The sequence below is a fragment of the Streptomyces sp. NPDC085937 genome, from assembly GCF_044540535.1.
Taxonomy (GTDB): Bacteria; Actinomycetota; Actinomycetes; order Streptomycetales; family Streptomycetaceae; genus Streptomyces.
Genome location: NZ_JBITSH010000008.1, coordinates 13,265 through 30,400, shown reverse-complemented (window position 1 = coordinate 30,400; position 17,136 = coordinate 13,265). Strand labels below are relative to the sequence as shown.

15 protein-coding genes are annotated in these 17,136 nt (G+C 72.8%); 4 read left to right on the top strand and 11 right to left on the bottom strand.

The window, feature by feature from the left end:
- Positions 1-30 precede the first annotated feature (30 nt).
- Entirely contained in the window at positions 31-714 is a 684-nt protein-coding gene (locus ACIF8S_RS18340) for an HAD family acid phosphatase (RefSeq protein ID WP_400000091.1), read from the bottom strand.
- Between the two features lie 440 nt (positions 715-1,154).
- Between ACIF8S_RS18340 and ACIF8S_RS18335 the strand changes: the two genes are divergently transcribed.
- Positions 1,155-1,892, top strand: coding sequence for a M23 family metallopeptidase (locus ACIF8S_RS18335; protein WP_400000090.1), 738 nt, complete (start codon positions 1,155-1,157; stop codon positions 1,890-1,892).
- Positions 1,893-1,945: 53 nt separating this feature from the next.
- Here the strand turns inward: ACIF8S_RS18335 and ACIF8S_RS18330 are convergent, their stop codons facing one another.
- Positions 1,946-2,542, bottom strand: coding sequence for a TetR/AcrR family transcriptional regulator (locus ACIF8S_RS18330; RefSeq protein WP_400000089.1), 597 nt, complete (start codon positions 2,540-2,542; stop codon positions 1,946-1,948).
- 137 nt (positions 2,543-2,679) lie between these two features.
- Here ACIF8S_RS18330 and ACIF8S_RS18325 point away from each other — a divergent pair, with 137 nt between their 5' ends.
- The gene (locus ACIF8S_RS18325) at positions 2,680-4,254 is read left to right on the top strand and encodes an MDR family MFS transporter (protein ID WP_400000088.1); all 1,575 of its coding nucleotides are present in this window, start codon (positions 2,680-2,682) and stop codon (positions 4,252-4,254) included.
- Positions 4,255-4,299: 45 nt separating this feature from the next.
- Here the strand turns inward: ACIF8S_RS18325 and cseC are convergent, their stop codons facing one another.
- From cseC to ACIF8S_RS18295, 6 genes are all read right to left on the bottom strand, one after another.
- Positions 4,300-5,643: a two-component system sensor histidine kinase CseC gene (gene cseC, locus ACIF8S_RS18320; RefSeq protein WP_400000087.1), complete on the bottom strand. Its 1,344-nt coding sequence runs from the start codon at positions 5,641-5,643 to the stop codon at positions 4,300-4,302.
- An 8-nt stretch (positions 5,644-5,651) separates the two neighbouring features.
- The gene (cseB, locus tag ACIF8S_RS18315; protein ID WP_400000086.1) at positions 5,652-6,350 is read right to left on the bottom strand and encodes a two-component system response regulator CseB; all 699 of its coding nucleotides are present in this window, start codon (positions 6,348-6,350) and stop codon (positions 5,652-5,654) included.
- 168 nt (positions 6,351-6,518) lie between these two features.
- The gene (locus ACIF8S_RS18310) at positions 6,519-7,178 is read right to left on the bottom strand and encodes a hypothetical protein (RefSeq protein WP_400000085.1); all 660 of its coding nucleotides are present in this window, start codon (positions 7,176-7,178) and stop codon (positions 6,519-6,521) included.
- On the bottom strand, positions 7,166-7,705 hold the full coding sequence (locus ACIF8S_RS18305) for a SigE family RNA polymerase sigma factor (RefSeq protein WP_024885877.1): 540 nt from the start codon (positions 7,703-7,705) through the stop codon (positions 7,166-7,168). The genes ACIF8S_RS18310 and ACIF8S_RS18305 overlap by 13 nt, the downstream gene beginning before the upstream one ends.
- Positions 7,706-7,989: 284 nt before the next feature.
- Positions 7,990-8,925, bottom strand: a complete 936-nt coding sequence (locus ACIF8S_RS18300) for an A/G-specific adenine glycosylase (protein WP_024885878.1) — start codon at positions 8,923-8,925, stop codon at positions 7,990-7,992.
- Positions 8,926-9,688: 763 nt separating this feature from the next.
- Positions 9,689-10,342, bottom strand: coding sequence for a phosphatase PAP2 family protein (locus ACIF8S_RS18295; RefSeq protein ID WP_400000084.1), 654 nt, complete (start codon positions 10,340-10,342; stop codon positions 9,689-9,691).
- 173 nt (positions 10,343-10,515) lie between these two features.
- Here ACIF8S_RS18295 and ACIF8S_RS18290 point away from each other — a divergent pair, with 173 nt between their 5' ends.
- The gene (locus ACIF8S_RS18290) at positions 10,516-11,391 is read left to right on the top strand and encodes a hypothetical protein (RefSeq protein WP_400000083.1); all 876 of its coding nucleotides are present in this window, start codon (positions 10,516-10,518) and stop codon (positions 11,389-11,391) included.
- A gap of 77 nt (positions 11,392-11,468) precedes the next feature.
- Here the strand turns inward: ACIF8S_RS18290 and disA are convergent, their stop codons facing one another.
- Positions 11,469-12,593 (bottom strand): DNA integrity scanning diadenylate cyclase DisA, encoded by a 1,125-nt coding sequence (gene disA / locus ACIF8S_RS18285; RefSeq protein ID WP_024885883.1) that lies wholly within the window; start codon positions 12,591-12,593, stop codon positions 11,469-11,471.
- Positions 12,594-12,662: 69 nt separating this feature from the next.
- Positions 12,663-14,075 carry a DNA repair protein RadA gene (gene radA, locus ACIF8S_RS18280; RefSeq protein ID WP_145829330.1) on the bottom strand — a complete coding sequence of 471 codons (1,413 nt, stop codon included), beginning with the start codon at positions 14,073-14,075 and terminating at the stop codon, positions 12,663-12,665.
- Positions 14,076-14,282: 207 nt separating this feature from the next.
- On the opposite strand from radA, the gene ACIF8S_RS18275 reads away from it, so the two are divergent.
- Complete coding sequence (locus ACIF8S_RS18275; RefSeq protein WP_400000082.1) at positions 14,283-16,085, top strand: hypothetical protein; 1,803 nt, start codon at positions 14,283-14,285, stop codon at positions 16,083-16,085.
- A 105-nt stretch (positions 16,086-16,190) separates the two neighbouring features.
- Here ACIF8S_RS18275 and ACIF8S_RS18270 read toward each other — a convergent pair whose 3' ends face one another.
- Positions 16,191-17,063 (bottom strand): hypothetical protein, encoded by an 873-nt coding sequence (locus tag ACIF8S_RS18270; protein ID WP_400000081.1) that lies wholly within the window; start codon positions 17,061-17,063, stop codon positions 16,191-16,193.
- Positions 17,064-17,136: the final 73 nt, after the last annotated feature.

Below are 17,136 nucleotides of genomic sequence, written 5' to 3'. Positions count from 1 at the left end.
GTGCCGGCCCCTTTCCGTGTCCGGGGACCGTCAGGACAGCTGGCCGTCGTAGTCCGGGAGCTTGAAGGCGCGCTCGGCGTGGCCGCCCGAGAGGTCGGTGGCGCTGTTGCCGATGTTGGCGATGATCGTGTAGCCCTTGCGCTCGATGGCGACGCGCTGCGCCGTCTTGTAGTCGGCGACGTTCCTGAAGAGGTCCAGGAAGCCGCGGACGTACAGACCGGAGGACTCGTAGCCGGCGTGGTCGAGGTTCCACTCGGTGGGCGCGTAGATGATGCCGGGGCGGGCGGTGACGAAGAACAGGTCGACCCCGCGCTCCTCGGCGTACCGGGCGACCTCCAGGACCGGCTCGTTGGCGGGCTGCGGGAAGCTGAAGCCGAAGTCGGTCTCCAGGGCGGTGTTGTCGATGTCGAGGACGATGGCCTGCTTCTCGCCCGGCCGGGCGTCGGCGATGCGCTGCTTCACATAGGGCAGCGCCTGGTCCATCACCGCCCGGCAGTCGCGCTGCCAGGTGTCGCGGTCGACGTCGGCCGCGAGGGCGGAGGGGGCCGCAGGAGCCGCAGGAGCCGCGGGGGCGGCGGCCTGCAGGGCGGCGGGGGCCGTCGCGGGCGTCGCGGCGGCGGGTGTGGCCTCGGCCGGTGCGGCGAGGGCCACCAGGGCGGTCGCGGAGACGGTGGTCACCGCTACGCGGCGCGACCAGGGGCGTCGGCTTCTCATGTCGTGGGGGTCCTCTCACGTCCGTGACGCTGCCAACATGTCGTGTGCATGCTCGTGTGCGAGGGTGACGCGAGGTGAACCGTAGGGTTACCGCGCGGTAGGCGACCAGAGGCCTGCGCCACATTTCTGCGACCGCTTTTTCACTCCGCCGGTGACGTGCCGCACAGGAGCCACGTCACGTACGGCTCGGAATAGTAGAGGGACACCGAAACCAACTCGGGCATTCAGGGTGAAAGCGCCAACGAACGGCTTGAAATGGGGCTTTCGCCCGCTGTGAGCCCCGTCTCACACGGTGCTCAATCCGGCCGCTGTCTACGAATTTCCCTCGTAGGTCACACCTTTGCGGCTTATCGGGCGAAAGGGTTACCACTGAGAGGCCACCACGTCGCGGGCTTCGCGAGCAGGTGGCTCTCCTCTGTCCCCTCCCCCACGAGGTTTTGATGTTCGAGCGCGTCACGTCCCGTTTCCCCCGTACGTCCGCCACCCGTACCCGTGCGGCCGTCCTGGCCGCCGGCCTGGGAACCTCGGCCGTCCTGGGAGCCGGGGTCGCGGCCGCCGTCGACAACACGGCCGCCTCCGGCGCGGCCGGCGCCGTGCAGGCGCAGGCGGCCGCCCAGTCCAAGGTCGCGGAGGTCCAGGCGAAGGCCGTCCAGGCGCAGGCCGCCAAGGCCCAGAAGGCCGCCGAGGCGAAGAAGGCGGCCGCCGCGAAGGCCGCGCAGGCGAAGAAGGCCGCCAAGGCCGCCGCCAAGAAGAAGGCCGCGTCCTGGATCGACCCGGTCAAGAGCTACAAGCTGTCGGCGAGCTTCGCGCAGAACGGCGGCATGTGGGCCCACAAGCACTCCGGCCAGGACTACGCCGTCCCGACCGGCACCCCGGTGATGGCCGCCCACGGCGGCACCGTCGTCAAGGCCGGCGGCAACGGCGCCGGTGACGGCCCCGCGTACGGCAACGCCGTCGTGATCAAGCACGGCAACAAGACGTACTCCCAGTACGCCCACCTGTCGTCGGTGAAGGTGAAGGTCGGCCAGGTCGTCAAGACCGGCCAGAAGATCGCCCTGTCCGGCAACACCGGCAACTCCAGCGGTCCCCACCTGCACTTCGAGATCCGCACCACCCCGAACTACGGCTCCGCCGTCAACCCCGTGACCTTCCTGCGCGGCCACGGCGTGACGGTCTGACCCGCGGGGAGCGGACAGGCGTACGTGCCTGAGCCCTGCGGTCCCGCGGTGGGCTAAGCCTCCGCGGGACCCCGGTGGGCCTGGGTGATCAGATCGACGGCGACCTCGAGGACGGCCTTGCGCTTCTCCTCGGGGTCGCTTTCGGTGTCCTGGAGGATGTGCATCCCCGCGTGCAGGGTGAGCAGGGCGCTGACGCAGCGCACCTGGTCGACCAGGTCGGCGTCCGGATCGATGAGGATGTCCCGCAGCCCGAACATCCGGGTCTTGAACAGCTCGCCGATGCGCAGCTCGCGGATGGTGGCCTGGTTCTCCTGCATGAAGCGGAAGAGCGGGGCCGCCGCCGCGAGTGCCTCGCTGTAACGGCGCAGGATCTCCTGCTTGGTCCTCAGCGAGTGGGGCTGCTCCCGCCCCCAGGCGATCAGGTCCTCCAGCGGCCGGGAGAGGTCCTCGAAGATGCTGACGAGGATCTCTTCCTTGGTCTTGAAGTGGTAGTAGAGCGCCGCCTTGGTGACGTCCAGCTGCTCGGCGATCTCGCGCAGCGAGGTCTTCTCGTACCCCTGCTCGGCGAAGAGTCCGAGGGCCACGTCCTGGATGCGCTGGCGGGTGTTCCCGCGGCGCCGCTGTCTGGTGCCGTCCATGGTGACGCCCATCCTCCTACTCGGACCCTCTTGACGAAAACTTACTTGACGCCCGGCTAGTTGCGCGTCTAGCTTCCCAGTGTAGTGAACTAGCCGGGCGGCAAGTAAGTGGAAGTGGGCCACACACCGTGGCCGGGGGAGTGGGATCCATGACGGACACAGTGGCGGCGAAGGCCGCCCGCACGGACGACGGCAAACAGCCGGGAAGCGTGCGGGTGGTGCTGCTCGCGCTCATGATCGCGATGATGCTCGCGATGCTGGACAACATGATCATCGGCACCGCGATGCCGACCATCGTGGGCGAGCTGGGGGGTCTTGAGCACCTGTCCTGGGTGGTCACCGCCTACACGCTGGCGACCGCGGCCTCCACCCCGGTGTGGGGCAAGCTCGGGGACATGTACGGCCGCAAGGGCTCCTTCCTGACCTCCATCGTGATCTTCCTGGTCGGCTCCGCCCTCAGCGGCATGGCGCAGGACATGGGGCAGCTGATCGGCTTCCGCGCGGTGCAGGGCCTGGGCGCCGGCGGTCTGATGGTCGGCGTCATGGCGATCATCGGCGATCTCATCCCGCCCCGGGAGCGGGGCAAGTACCAGGGGATGATGGCCGCCGTGATGGCCCTGGCGATGATCGGCGGCCCGCTGGTCGGCGGCACCATCACCGACAACTGGGGCTGGCGCTGGGCCTTCTACATCAACCTGCCGCTCGGCGCGATCGCGCTGGCCGCCGTGGGGGCCGTGCTGCACCTGCCGAAGAAGCGGTCCAAGGCGGGCATCGACTACCCCGGGGTCGCGCTGCTGACCGTCGGCATCACCGCGATCGTCCTGGTCACCACCTGGGGCGGCACGGAGTACGCCTGGACCTCCGCGCGGATCATGGAGCTGATCGGTCTCGGGGTCGCCTCCCTGGTCGGCTTCGTGTTCTGGCAGACCCGGGCCGCCGAGCCGGTGGTGCCGCTGCACATCTTCCGCAGCCGCAACTTCACGCTGATGTCCGTCATCGGCTTCGTCGTCGGCTTCGTGATGTTCGGTGCGACGCTCTTCCTGCCGCTGTACCAGCAGTCGGTGCAGGGCGCCTCGGCCACCAACTCCGGCCTGCTGCTCCTGCCGATGCTCGGCGCGATGCTCGTCACCTCGATGGTCGCGGGCCGGGTGACCACCAGCACCGGCCGGTACAAGGTCTTCCCCGTGGTGGGCAGCGTGCTGCTGGTCGTCGGCCTGTTCCTGCTGTCCACCATGGACACCGGGACCTCCCGCCTCACCTCCGGCGTCTACATGGCCGTGGTCGGGCTCGGCATGGGCTGCCTGATGCAGATCACCATGCTGGTCGCGCAGAACAGCGTGGAGCCCCGGGACATGGGGGTGGCGTCCTCGTCGACCACCCTGTTCCGCACGCTCGGTTCGTCCTTCGGCGTCGCGGTCATGGGCGCGCTGTTCAACCACCGGGTCCAGGACGTCATGGCCGAGAAGGCCGGTGCGCTGGGCTCCAAGGTGACCGAGCGGTCCGCCCAGCTGGACGCGGCGAGCCTCGCCAAGCTGCCGGAGGCGGCGCGTGAGGCGTACCAGCACGCCGTGTCCTCCGGTACGCACGGGGCGTTCCTGCTCGGCTCGGTGATCGCGGTGCTGTCGCTGGCCGCGGCGGTGTTCGTCAAGGAAGTCCCGCTGAAGGGCGCGGGCCCGCAGCGGGAGGAGACTCCGGCGGCGGCTCCGGCCCCCGAGGCGGTCTGAGCCGGGAAGCGCTTCCGGGGCGTCGCGCGCGCCCCGGAAGGGTGCTCACTGCCCCAGTACCGGATAGCTCCCCGTGTTCGTGGGGGCGTGTTCCGGGAGCCAGAGGACGGCGACGGCGCCCTCGGGCGGCCTGTCGTCCGGGGCACCCGCCGGGCGTACGTTGCGGAAGGTCAGCCGGGCGCCCAGCACCCGGGCCTGGCCGGCCGCGATGGTCAGGCCCAGGCCGTGGCCCCGGCCCGCCCGGTCCGCGCTGCCGGTGCGGAACCGGCTCGGCCCCTCGGCGAGCAGGTCCTCCGGGAAGCCTGGCCCGTGGTCGCGGACCCGGACGACCCGGCCCTCCACGGTGACCTCGATGGGCGGCGCCCCGTGCCGGGCGGCGTTGGCCAGCAGGTTGAACAGCACCCGCTCCAGCCGCCGGGGATCGGTGGTGACCTCGGACTCGTGCACCACGCGCACGGTGGCGTCCGGGTCCTTCGCCGTGACCCGCCGGGCGACGAACTCGCCGAGCAGGATGTCCTGCAGCTCGGCCCGTTCGGAGGCGCTGTCGAGCCGGGCGACCTCCAGGACGTCCTCGACGAGGGTGCGCATCGCCTTGGCGCGGTCCTGCACCAGCTCCGTGGGCCGGCCCGGCGGCAGCAGTTCCGCCGCGGTGAGCAGGCCGGTCACCGGGGTGCGCAGCTCGTGGGCGATGTCGGCGGTCACCCGGCGCTCCGCCTCCAGCCGCTGGCGCAGCGCGTCCGCCATCGCGTCGACCGCGCTGGCGAGGTCGTCGGTCTCGTCCCGCACCACCCCGCCGATGGCGTCCCGCACCCGGACGTCCGTCTCGCCCCCCGCGACCCGGTTGGCGGCGGTGGCCGCCTTGCGCAGCCGCCGCGACAGATGCCCGCCGATGAGGACGCCGAGCGCGCAGCCGCCCAGGACGGTGGCGAGGGAGCCGATCCACAGGGCCTGGTCGAGGTCCTTGAGGATGTCCGAGCTGCGGTCGGTGAAGCCGGAGTGCAGCGACATCACGTGCCCGTTCTTCAGCGGCACCGCCGCCCAGATGTCGGGCGCCCCGCCCATGTCGGCCACGTAGGTCGCCCGGCGGCCCTCGTCGACCTTGGCCCTGAGCTCCCGGGGCAGCTGGGGGTCGTCGATCTTGGTGTTGGGGAAGTTCAGCCGTCCGGACAGCTCGTAGTTGCGCTGCGCGATCATGATGCGCTCGTCGGCGAGATCGCGCGCGTTGTCCAGCATCGACACCCGGGCCGCGTTGTGCACCACCAGGCTCAGCGCGACCGCCACCAGCGCCCCGACCAGCGCGATCGCCGCGCTGAGCTTCCACCTCAGGCCGGCGCCGATGCCCGCCCGCCGGACGAGCGCCGTCACCAGGCGCCGGAAATGCCCACGCATCCGTCCGCTCAGGCCTTCAACTTGTAGCCGAAACCGCGGACCGTCTCGATGCGGTCCTGGCCGATCTTCGCCCGCAGGCGCTGCACATGGACGTCGACGACCCGGGTGTCCCCGCCCCAGCCGTACTCCCAGACCCGTTCCAGCAGCTTGTCGCGGGAGAGCACGGTGCCCGGCGCCGCGGAGAACTCCAGCAGCAGCCGCATCTCGGTCGGGGTCAGCGCCACCGGCTCGCCCGCCTTGCGCACCTCCATGCCCTCGGTGTCGATCTCCAACTCGCCGAACGCCAGGACGGCGCCGGCCTCGTCGTCGTCCCGCCCCCGTCCGGACCCGCCCGCCCGCTCGAAGCGGCGCAGCACCGCGCGGATCCGGGCGACCAGGACGGCGGCGTCGAACGGCTTGGTCACGTAGTCGTCGGCACCCGCCTCCAGGCCCAGCACCACGTCGATGGCGTCGGCGCGGGCCGACAGCATGATCACCGGAACCATCGACTCGTCCCGGATCCGCCGGCACAGGCTGACCCCGTCCAGCCCGGGCACCATGACGTCGAGGAGCGCGATGTCCGGCCGGTCGGCGCGGAACGCCTCCAGACCCGACAGCCCGTCGGGCATCGCGGTGACCGCGAAGCCGTCCCGCTCCAGGGTGAGCTGGGTGGCCTCGCGGATGACGTCGTCGTCCTCGACGAACAGGACGTGGGTCTGGTCTGCCATCCCGCTGCTCTCAGTTCTCGTGTGGTCCGGGCCGGGCGGGCCCCCGTCCCCGCCCGGTCACGGCGCTTGCTCTCTCCGCCCCACCCCACGGGACGCGCCGGCCGCACGACGGGTTCATCCCTTCATCGTCCGGCGGCACGCTGCCGGTTCCCGCATGTGAGCCAGGTCTCAGCTGTCGGGTGCCGGTGTCGCCGCGGGGCCGGCCACCGGGCCGTACTCGTTGTGGGTGCGGTACTTCTCGACGAACCGGCCCGACACCCAGCGGTACGTGATCACGATCTCGACGGACGGGTTCGACACCTGGTCGCCGCGGTCGTAGACCTGCTTGCTCACCACCAGGTCGCCGCGGTCGATCTCCGCGTACACCGGCGGCTCCTCCGCGCTGAACACGTTGACGTACGCGTCGCCCTGGTGCTGGTACACGTACGTCCCGATCCCGACCGCGTCGCCGCAGGTCAGTACGTTGACGACGACGTCGTCCAGAGCCTCGCCGGTGAGGTTGCCGTAGCTGACGTCCACCGGGTACTCGTCGGCGACGCAGGGCTTGAGCTCCCGCTTCACCTCGGCGGAGACCGCCGGGTCCCGCAGAACCAGCCGTACGGCGTCGATCCGGTCGGGGGTCGGCGAGGGCGCCGTCGAGGGCGCCTTGGAGGCGGCGGGGCTGGTCGGCCCGTCCACGCGGGCCGGGCCCTCGTCCCGCGCGCCGGTGCCGCTCGCACCGCACCCGCTGACGAACAGCACGCCGACGGCGAGCACGGCCGTCGCCGTACTCGCCGTCCTGGCGGCGGAACGGGTCCGTGCGGACCCCGCGCCGGTCACGCCGCGCAACGCTCCCGCTCCTCACGCTCCAGCGCGCGTGCGTCCAGGTCGCGGGACTCCAGCTCCTCGCGGAGCCGGGCCAGCGCCCGGTGCAGCGTGCTCTTGACCGTTCCGGCCGACATGCCGAGTGCCGCGGCCGTCTCCTCGGTGGACATCTGCTCCCAGTGTCGCAGCACCACGACACTGCGCTGTTTCGGGGCGAGGACCTTCAGCACGTCCATCAGCAGGGCGCGGTCGGCGTACTGCTCGGTGGCGTCGTCCACGCAGGGCTCGGGGAGCTGCTCGGTGGGGACCTCCTCCAGCTTGCGCGCCCGCCACCACTCCGTCCGCGTGTTGATCATGACCCGGCGCAGGTAGGCGTCGGCCAGCCGCTTGTCCACGATGGTCTCCCAGCGGCCGTACGTACGCACCAGGGCCGTCTGGAGCAGGTCCTGCGCGTCGACGGGGTCCGGGACCAGGCGCCGGGCGCTGCGCAGCAGCGCGTCCTGCCGGGTGCGGACGTACTCCTCGAACTCGAGCACCTCGCCCTGCGCCATGGTGTACCGCCTTCCGCTCCCCGTTCCGGCAGGCCCGCTGCGGGCCGGCCGTACCGCCTGTGATCCGTGTCGGCGTGCCCTTGTCGAGCACGTGATCGAAGGTACGGAGGCGTTGTCACGGCACTGTGCGGAGCACCCTGCGGGCAGCGCTCGGCTGTCCGTCGGTTGTGTAACGGAGGAACGAACGGGACGAAGCGACGGACCGTTCAATGCGGGTATGCGGTGATATCGCCCGTCGCACGGGATGTGACGGGTGTGAACGGTGTGACGGGAAGCGGCTCGGGTCAGCTCAGCGGCAGCCGGTACAGACCGCCCGGCATCGGCTCGACCAGACCGTCGGAGACCAGACCGTCCAGCGCGCGGGCGCGCTGCACCGGTTCGTGCCACACCCGGTCGAGCGCCGCCTGCGGCACCGGCCCGTGCGCCTCCCGCAGCACGGCCAGCAGCCGCCCGCGGACCTGGCGGTCGGTGCCGGCGTACGTCTGGCCGCGGCGCGGCGGACCGTCGTGCGCGGGCTTGCCCGCCAGCCGCCAGGCGCACAGTGCGGCGATCGGGCAGCTGTGGCACGCCTCGTTCTTCGCCGTGCACACCAGCGCGCCGAGCTCCATCGAGGCGGCGGCCCAGCGGGCGGCCGTCTCCGCGTCCTCGGGCAGCAGCGCGCGGGCGAGGCGACGCTCGGCGGCCGTGGTGGCGTTCGGCGGGTACTGCGTGCCGGTGACCGCGCGGGCGAACACCCGGCGGACGTTGGTGTCCAGCACCGCGTGCCGCTGCCCGTACGCGAACGACGCCACGGCCGCGGCCGTGTACTCGCCGATGCCGGGCAGCGCCAGCAGCTGCGCGTGGTCCGCCGGTACGTCGCCGCCGTGCCGTTCCGTTATGGCCACGGCGGCTCCGTGCAGCCGCAGCGCGCGGCGCGGGTAGCCGAGCCGGCCCCAGGCGCGGACGGCCTCGCCGGGCGCCTCGGCGGCGAGATCGGCGGGGCGCGGCCACCGGGCCATCCACTGCTCGTAGACGGGCAGCACCCGGTTCACCGGGGTCTGCTGCAGCATGAACTCACTGACCATCACCCCCCACGCGCCGGCCTCCGGGCGTCGCCACGGAAGGTCCCGGGCGTGCTCGTCGAACCAGTCGATGACGGGGGAGTGCAGCGGCTCACCGGGAGCATGCTCGGACGCGGAATCGGCGGCGGTGCCGTACGGGGGCTTCGTGGGAGCAGTCATGACCTGTCCGATCCTGCCACGCCGGGCCCCGTCGACGGCCGAGCGCCACGGGGAAGGACCTCCCGGAAGGTGACACGGGACCTGACGATCGGCAGGGGCGGGGGCCGGCGTCCGCTTGTGGCGTCGGGCGCACGGACCGTGCCCGCACCGCCGTCGCCACCGCGCCGGCCGCGCGCCGCCCGCTCGCCGCCTTCGCCCTCACGGCCGCCCTGTGCGTCGCCGCCGCCCCCGCCCTGATCACCCTCTCCTACGGCCCCACGCTCGCCGTGTTCGCCCTGCTGCTCGGGCCGCGGGACGGCCGCGCCGCCCCCGCCGCCCTCTGCCTGCGTCGCCGCCGGCGGTGCCGGGACCGGCGCACGGCTCTGGCGCACGGCTCTGGCGCCAGGTGGCGCCCGACCTTTCCGGACGGCACCGGGTTACGGCGGTAGACCTGCGCGCGGCGGCCGAGGAGGTCGTCCCCACCGTGCCCGGCACGACCGGCGCCGTCCGGACGATGCCCCCCGAACAGGCGCACTCGGAGAGCGTGTTGGCCGGCGGCGCACCGGCGCTCCCTGCTCAGGTGCGGCGATCCCCACGAACTACTGCGTGGGCTAAGGGCGGTGGAGGGCGGCTGGTCCGCGAGGCCGACGCGCGGGCCCGCGCGGCACCGCTCATCACGGTGAAGGCGTACGCCAGCGCGGAACTGGACCGGCTCGGTGTACGCGATCGCGTACGAGGGGCGAACAACGAGGAGTTGAGCCCGTCCGCCGGCGCGCTCGCCTCGTCAGTCGTGGTGGTGGGTGGCGTACGGCGTGGGGGCGGTCGCACCGGAACGCGGGCCCGGTCCGGTGAGCCACCGCGCGGCGGGCGCCGTCGAGCCGCGCATCGCCGCGGCCGGCCGGAGCGCCGGACGTGTGGCCAGGCCCACGACGGCGAGGGACACCAGGCTGCCGAGCAGCAGTCCCGCGGCCACGTCGTGCGGGTAGTGCACACCGACGAACACCCGTGAGAACGCGACGAGTAGAGCGAGTGGCGCCGTCAGCCAGACCAGCGCGCGGCGCACGAGGGCCGGCGTGACGGCCGAGGCACCGGCGATGGTGGCGTGGTTGCTGGGCAACGACCAGTCGCCGTGCGGCGGACATTCCGCCAGGGGAGGAGCGGCACCGACCACGGCGCGGCACGGACGCTCCTCCGCCACACCGGACTTGAGGAGTTCGCTGCACACGTACGCCGCAGCCGTGGCCAGGGGTGCAAGGGCCGCGATCGCGAACACCCGGGTGTCCGCGTGCCGGGCCCGCCACCAGCCGACCACGAACAGCGCGACGACCACGAGCAGTCCGGCCTCCGTCCCGATCTCGGCCGTGTGCCGCAGCCACGTCGGGGCGTCGTACGCGTGGTCGGTGATGTCGCGGTAGAGCCCGCTGTCCACGAAGTCCATGGTCACCGACCGTAAGGGAACGGGTGGAACGGTCACGCCGAGCGATCGTCAGGTGCCGTACCTGACGAAAGACAGGGTGTGCGGCCGGTAACCGGGATGATGATCCTGAAAAGTTGCGCGCTGAGCGGCGGGTGGGACAAGCGAACGCTCGGATCTCTCGTACAGTTTGCGCCGTGGGATCTCTGCGCAATCCGGTCGGGCCGCTTCCCTCCTCCATCTACTGGCGTCGGAGGGCCGTACTGCTGTCCCTGCTCGCCGTGTTGGCGTTGTTGATCACCTGGGTCGTGGTTTCCGGCGGCGGCAGTGGCAACAACCGGGACAACGGCGCCAACGGCAAGAATCCCGTGCCCTCCATCACCCCTGGACCCTCCGGTTCGGGTCCCGCGATCAGCCAGGCACCGGGCGGACGCGACGAGACGGGTGACGGCGGGTCGGAGGGGTCCGGCGGGTCCGGTGGATCCGGCGGGTCCGGTGGGTCCTCGGACGGCGCGGGCGGCGACGGCGATCCCTCGGACGCCGCGGGCGCGGGTGGTGCGGACGGATCGGGCGGTGGCGCCGGCGGCAGCGCGGGCGGCGGGTCCGAGGGCGGCACGTCCGCCGGGGTCGGCTCGGGCGACGCGCTTCCGGCGGGCTCCGGGTCCGGGCTCCCCAACTGCACCACGAACGCGGTCCGGTTCAGCCTGCGCAGCGAGGAGAACACGTACGGTCCCGGGCAGACGCCCACCTTCCTGCTCACCGCGCGGAACACGTCCGGCGCCGACTGCAAGATCGACCTCGGGCCCGAGCACACGGTGGTGACGGTCTCCCAGGCCACGGGTGACGACGTGTTCTGGGCGTCGGACGACTGCCCCAAGGGCGCCCGCAGTCTGGTGTTCCGGGTGCCGGCCGGGGACAGCATCACGTACACCGTGAAGTGGGACCGCAAGCGGAGTGCGGCGCAGTGCGCCACGCCCAAGGGCGGGGCGGCACAGCCGGGGACGTACCTGGTGGAGGCGAAGGCCCCCGGCTACGAGAAGGTGCGGACGTCGTTCGTGCTGAAGGCCGACTAGGGCTTTCAGATACGCGGTGACCTGACGGTCGGTGGGAGTTGTTCGCGCAGTCCCCGCGCTCCTTCAGGGGCGTTTTTCTACACGTAGCGTTCGAGGATGCTGCTTTCCGCCAGGCGGGAGAGGCCCTCTCGGACGCTGCGGGCGCGGGCCTCGCCGACGCCGTCCACCGTCTGCAGGTCGTCCACGCTCGCGGCCAGCAGCTTCTGCAGACCGCCGAAGTGCTCCACCAGCCGGTCGATGATCGCGCCCGGCAGCCGCGGCACCTTGGCCAGCAGCCGGAAGCCGCGCGGCGACACCGCCGAGTCCAGCGTCTCCGGGGAGCCGGTGTAACCGAGCGCCCGCGCCACCGTCGACAGCTCCAGGAGCTCCGCGTGGGTGAGCACGTTCAGCTCGTGCAGCGCCTCGTCGACCGTGCGGGAGCGCTTGGCGGTCGGCTCGGGGACGTAGTCCCGTACGACCAGTTCACGCTCCGGCTCCACGCCCGCGATCAACTCGTCGAGCTGGAGCGCGAGAAGACGGCCGTCGGTGCCCAGTTCGACCACGTATTCGGCGATTTCGGTGGCGATACGGCGCACCATCTCAAGCCGCTGCGCGACCGCCGAGACGTCCCGGACCGTCACCAGGTCCTCGATCTCCAGCGCGGACAGCGTGCCCGCGACCTCGTCGAGGCGGAGCTTGTAGCGCTCCAGGGTGGCGAGCGCCTGGTTGGCGCGGGACAGGATCGCCGCCGAGTCCTCCAGGACACGGCGCTGACCGTCGACGTAGAGCGCGATCAGGCGCATCGACTGGGAGACGGAGACGACCGGGAAGCCGACCTGCTTGCTCACGCGGTCGGCGGTGCGGTGCCGGGTGCCGGTCTCCTCCGTGGGGATCGTCGGGTCCGGCACGAGCTGCACGCCCGCCCGCAGGATCTTGGACAGGTCGGAGGACAGCACGATGCCGCCGTCCAGCTTGCACAGCTCACGCAGCCGGGTCGCGGTGAACTCCACGTCCAGCACGAAGCCGCCGCTGCACAGCGTCTCGACGGTCTTGTCGGAGCCGAGCACGATGAGACCGCCGGTGTTGCCGCGGAGCACCCGCTCCAGGCCGTCACGCAGGGCGGTACCGGGCGCCACGGCGCTCAGCGAGGCGCGCATCAGGCCATCGGAACCGGCACTCCCACCGGACTTTCCGGGAGCTGCTGCCCGGTCGTTGGCTGCCACTGCACTCCTCCGGTCGCAGGTTCTGGGCGCCCCCGCGCTTCGTACGGACGGGCGAGACCTGGGCAAAGTCTACCGGCGGTCCTCCGACTCCCGTGGGGCCTCTCGCCGACGGGAGCGGGGAAGGACCCGCAGCGCGTCCCCTATGTCCGCCACTTCCAGGACCTTCATGCCCGCCGGGACCTTGCCCGGATCGCCCGGCACCAGGGCGTGCGTGAAGCCCAGGCGGTGCGCCTCGGCGAGCCTGCGCTGAACTCCCGTGACCCGTCTCACCTCGCCCGCGAGGCCGACCTCGCCGATCGCCACGAGGTTCTTCGGCAGCGGGGTGTCGCTCGCCGCCGAGGCCAGCGCGAGCGCCACGGCCAGGTCCGCGGCCGGCTCCGACAGCTTCACCCCGCCCACCGTCGCGGAGTAGATGTCCCTTTTGCCCAAGGCGCTGATGCGCCCGCGCTGTTCCAGCACCGCCAGCATCATCGACACCCGGGAGGTCTCCAGGCCGGAGGTGGTGCGGCGGGGGGAGGGGATCTGCGAGTCCACGGTGAGCGCCTGCACCTCGGCGACCAGGGGGCGGCGGCCCTCCAGGGTGACGGTCAGACAGGTGCCCGGGACCGGTTCGGCACGACGTGTCAGGAAAAGTCCGCTCGGGTCCGCGAGGCCCGTGATGCCCTCGTCGTGCAGTTCGAAGCAGCCGACCTCGTCGGTCGTGCCGTAGCGGTTCTTGACGCCGCGGACCAGGCGCAGGCGCGCGTGCCGGTCGCCCTCGAAGTGCAGGACGACGTCCACCAGGTGCTCCAGCAGGCGCGGGCCCGCGATGGCGCCGTCCTTGGTGACATGGCCCACGAGCAGCGTGGACATCCCGCGCTCCTTGGACGCCCGGATGAGGGCGCCCGCGACCTCGCGCACCTGCGCCATGCCGCCCGGGGCGCCGTCGATCTCCGGGGACGCCACCGTCTGCACCGAGTCCAGGATCAGCAGCGACGGCTTCACCGCGTCCAAGTGGCCGAGCACGGCGGCCAGGTCCGTCTCGGCGGCGAGGTACAGGTGGTCGTCGATGGCGTGGATGCGGTCGGCGCGCAGCCGCACCTGGCTCGCCGACTCCTCGCCCGTGACGTACAGGGTGCGGTGCTCGTCGCTCGCCGACTTGGCGGCGACGTCCAGCAGCAGCGTGGACTTGCCGACGCCCGGCTCTCCGGCCACCAGCACCACGGCGCCGGGGACCAGGCCGCCGCCCAGCACCCGGTCCAGCTCGGGCACGCCGGTGGAGCGGGCGGTGGCCTGGCGGCCGTCGACCTGGCCGATGGGCAGCGCGGACGTGGTGACCCGGCCCGGCGCGGTCGTCCGGACGGCGGGCGCCGAGCCGTACTCCTCGACCGTCCCCCAGGCCTGGCACTCGGGGCAGCGGCCGAGCCACTTGGCCGTCTGCCACCCGCACTCGGTGCAGCGGTAGGACGGACGGTCCTTGGAGGTCTTGGTACGGGCAGCCATGCGCCCAAGGTAACGGCCCCCTACGACAACGGGTCCGGCGCCCGCCCGCCGACGGGAGCGGGGGCCGGGGGCGTCCTGGCCGCTCAGCGGCCGGGGAAAGGTTCCTGTCCCCGGCCCGTCCCCGGATTGAGGGATCGTTTCACCCGTACGGATTAAAAGTGCGCAGGGCACCGGAAGGCGCCGCCCCGCGCCCCCTACGGTCGCCGAATGACGAGCAGCGGCCCGGAGACCTCGACCCGTACGTCCACCCGTACGACCGGAACACACCGGACCCCCCGCGAGGCGCGCGACCACGCGGCCGCGCGCACGCTGGCGCAGCGGCCGGCCGCCCGCTACACGCCGCACCTCGACGGCCTGTTCACCTACTGCCTGTCCGTCCTGTGCGACCACGACGCGGCGACCGCGGCCCTGGCCGACGCGCTGCACCTCGCGGAGCGCCGCGACCGGCACGTCCCGGAGGAGCTGGGCAGCCGCCGGGCCTGGCTGTACGCCCTGGCCCGCTGGGCCTGCCTGCGCAAACTCGCCGAGGCCAGGCAGAAGCGTCAGGCCTCCCACGCCGGGGGCCGCAGGCAGCGCGTGTCCAAGGAAGCCGCGGGGAGCGCCCCCGCCCCGGCCGTGTCCGCCGAGGTCCAGGAGCGGCGCCGGCGCGAACTGGCCGCCCTGGCCTGGCCGGAGGCCGCCGGCACCACCCCGGAGCAGCGCGAGGCCCTGGAGCTCGCGGTCCGCCACCACCTCGCCGCCCACGAGGTCGCCGCCGTGCTCGGCATGGCACCGGCCGCGGCGCGCGAGCTGCTCGCCACCGCGGCCTGCGAGGTGGAGCGCACCCGCGCGGCGCTCGCCGTCGTGGAGACCGGCACCTGTCCGGGCGTGGCGCATCTCACCGGCGAGCAGGGGCTGGTGCTCGGCACGACGCTGCGCCGCGAGCTCGTGCGCCACGTCGACGACTGCCCGCGCTGCCGCCGTACCGCCGAGCGGGCCGTCCCGGGCCGGTGGCCCGGCACCAGCGTCACGCCGGACGCCCTGCCCGTCCTGCCCGTGCCGGACGCCGCCCTGGTCACCGCTCTCGCGCACCACCCCCGCGTGCGCGGCACCGCGCCCCGTTTCGACCGGCGCGGCTTCCCCGTGGACCCCAAGGACCGGGTGGCCCGCCGGGACCGGCTGCGCTCGCGTGCCGTCACCACGACCGTCGTCGCCACGGTCGTCGCGGCGCCCGTGCTCGCGCTGTGGGCCGCGTACCGGGGCACCCCGGTGGGCGAGGGAACGGACGGCGGCGCGGCCTCCGCGCGGGAGGACGGCACCGTCGACTTCGACGGCCGCGACGGCGGCGCGGGTTACGAGAACGCCGGCAACGCCGCGCCCCGGCCCGGCACCACCGGGTTCGGCACGGACGGCGAGCCGGACGTGTCCGTGGAGGTCGTCGAGGTCGCGGGCGCCGGACGTGAGGGCGCCGCCGTGATGGGCGTGACGGCCGCCCACAGCGGCGACACCACGCTGATCACCCTGACCGCGAAGGGAGCGGGCCCGGTCCGCTGGTCCGCGTCGACGGGCGCGTCCTGGCTGTACCTGAGCCGGTCCGCGGGGACCCTCGCCCCCGGCGAGTCGGTGACGATCAGGGTGTACGTCGACCAGCTGCGCGAGCCGTCCGGCCACTGGAGGGCCACGGTGGCGGTCTCCCCGGCGGGTTCCGTCGTGTCCATCGAGGGATACGGCCCCGTCCCGTCCGCCCCGGCCGACGGCTCTCCCTCGGGCACGCCGGGCACCCCGGGCACCCCGGGCAGTCCTCCTCCGTCGTCCCCCGACCCGGACCCCACGCCCACCACACCGACACCCTCGGACCCCACTCCGACCGACCCCCCGTCCTCCCAGGACCCCGACCCCCGGCCCTCGACGGGCGACCCGGACCCCGGTGGTCCGGCACCGGGCGATCCGGGCTCCACCACACCCGGATCCCCCACCCCGGACGACTCCGCCCCGGCCGGCACGGGCACCCCGGACCCGGGCACGTCCTGACGCCACGCGGGCCGCCCCTCCCATGGACCGGCGACGCGCGGACGCCCGCCCCCTTCCCGCGGTGCGGGGAGGAGACGGGCGTCCGGGGCCGTCCAGGCCGTCGGGTCAGGCGGGGTCCGCCGGATGCGGCGCCAGCAAAGGCAGTTGCGACGCCAGCCGCTCCTCGCACAGCTCGACCAGGCGGTCGTACCCGGCCTTGCCCATCAGTTCGATCAGCTCCGGGCGGTAGGAGACGTACACCGGGTCGCCCGCGCCGTGCGCCGAGGTGGCCGAGGTGCACCACCAGTGCAGGTCGTGGCCGCCGGGGCCCCAGCCGCGCCGGTCGTACTCACCGATCGACACCTGCAGTACGCGGGTGTCGTCCGGCCGGTCGATCCAGTCGTACGTACGCCGGACGGGGAGCTGCCAGCAGACGTCCGGCTTGGTCTCCAGCGGCTCGCGGCCCTCCTTGAGGGCGAGGATGTGCAGCGAGCAGCCCATACCGCCCTCGAAGCCCGGGCGGTTCTGGAAGATGCACGACCCCTGGAACGGGCGCGTCTGGCGCTCGCCGTCCTCGTCCTCGGAGACCCAGCCGTTCCTGGTGCCCTCCGCGTGGTGCTGCCAGATGTCCGGTGTGAGCCTCGCCACATGCTCGGCGACCCGCTTCTCGTCGTCCTCGTCCGAGAAGTGGGCACCCAGGGTGCAGCACCCGTCGTCCGCGCGGCCGGCCTGGATGCCCTGGCAGCCGCTGCCGAAGATGCAGTTCCACCGAGAGGTGAGCCATGTCAGATCGCAGCGGAAGACCTGCTCGTCGTCCGCGGGATCGGGAAATTCCACCCAAGCGCGGGCGAAGTCGAGGCCCTTCTCGTCGTCAACCGGCGCCGCCCCCGGCGGCTGCGGTGCTGGCACCCGCGAGGGACCCCCGGTCAATCCGGCCATCTTGTCCTTCCTGGCCTTCTTGTCCGTCTTGTCGTCCTTCGCCTTTTTCGTCTTTGGCACTCGTCCAGGGTAAGTCGCCCGGCCCCCGCTCCGGCACCGGTCCGGCCGTGGCGAACCGGGCAACACGGCGTGC

Bases quoted from the DNA above. Each gene is read 5' to 3' on its own strand.
- ACIF8S_RS18305 (WP_024885877.1), bottom strand. From the start codon at position 7,705: ATGGCGCAGGGCGAGGTGCTCGAGTTCGAGGAGTACGTCCGCACCCGG.
- radA (WP_145829330.1), bottom strand. From the start codon at position 14,075: ATGGCTGCCCGTACCAAGACCTCCAAGGACCGTCCGTCCTACCGCTGC.
- ACIF8S_RS18330 (WP_400000089.1), bottom strand. From the start codon at position 2,542: ATGGGCGTCACCATGGACGGCACCAGACAGCGGCGCCGCGGGAACACC.
- ACIF8S_RS18275 (WP_400000082.1), top strand. From the start codon at position 14,283: ATGACGAGCAGCGGCCCGGAGACCTCGACCCGTACGTCCACCCGTACG.
- ACIF8S_RS18340 (WP_400000091.1), bottom strand. From the start codon at position 714: ATGAGAAGCCGACGCCCCTGGTCGCGCCGCGTAGCGGTGACCACCGTC.
- ACIF8S_RS18325 (WP_400000088.1), top strand. From the start codon at position 2,680: ATGACGGACACAGTGGCGGCGAAGGCCGCCCGCACGGACGACGGCAAA.
- ACIF8S_RS18300 (WP_024885878.1), bottom strand. From the start codon at position 8,925: ATGACTGCTCCCACGAAGCCCCCGTACGGCACCGCCGCCGATTCCGCG.
- cseB (WP_400000086.1), bottom strand. From the start codon at position 6,350: ATGGCAGACCAGACCCACGTCCTGTTCGTCGAGGACGACGACGTCATC.
- ACIF8S_RS18295 (WP_400000084.1), bottom strand. From the start codon at position 10,342: ATGGACTTCGTGGACAGCGGGCTCTACCGCGACATCACCGACCACGCG.
- cseC (WP_400000087.1), bottom strand. From the start codon at position 5,643: ATGCGTGGGCATTTCCGGCGCCTGGTGACGGCGCTCGTCCGGCGGGCG.
- ACIF8S_RS18335 (WP_400000090.1), top strand. From the start codon at position 1,155: ATGTTCGAGCGCGTCACGTCCCGTTTCCCCCGTACGTCCGCCACCCGT.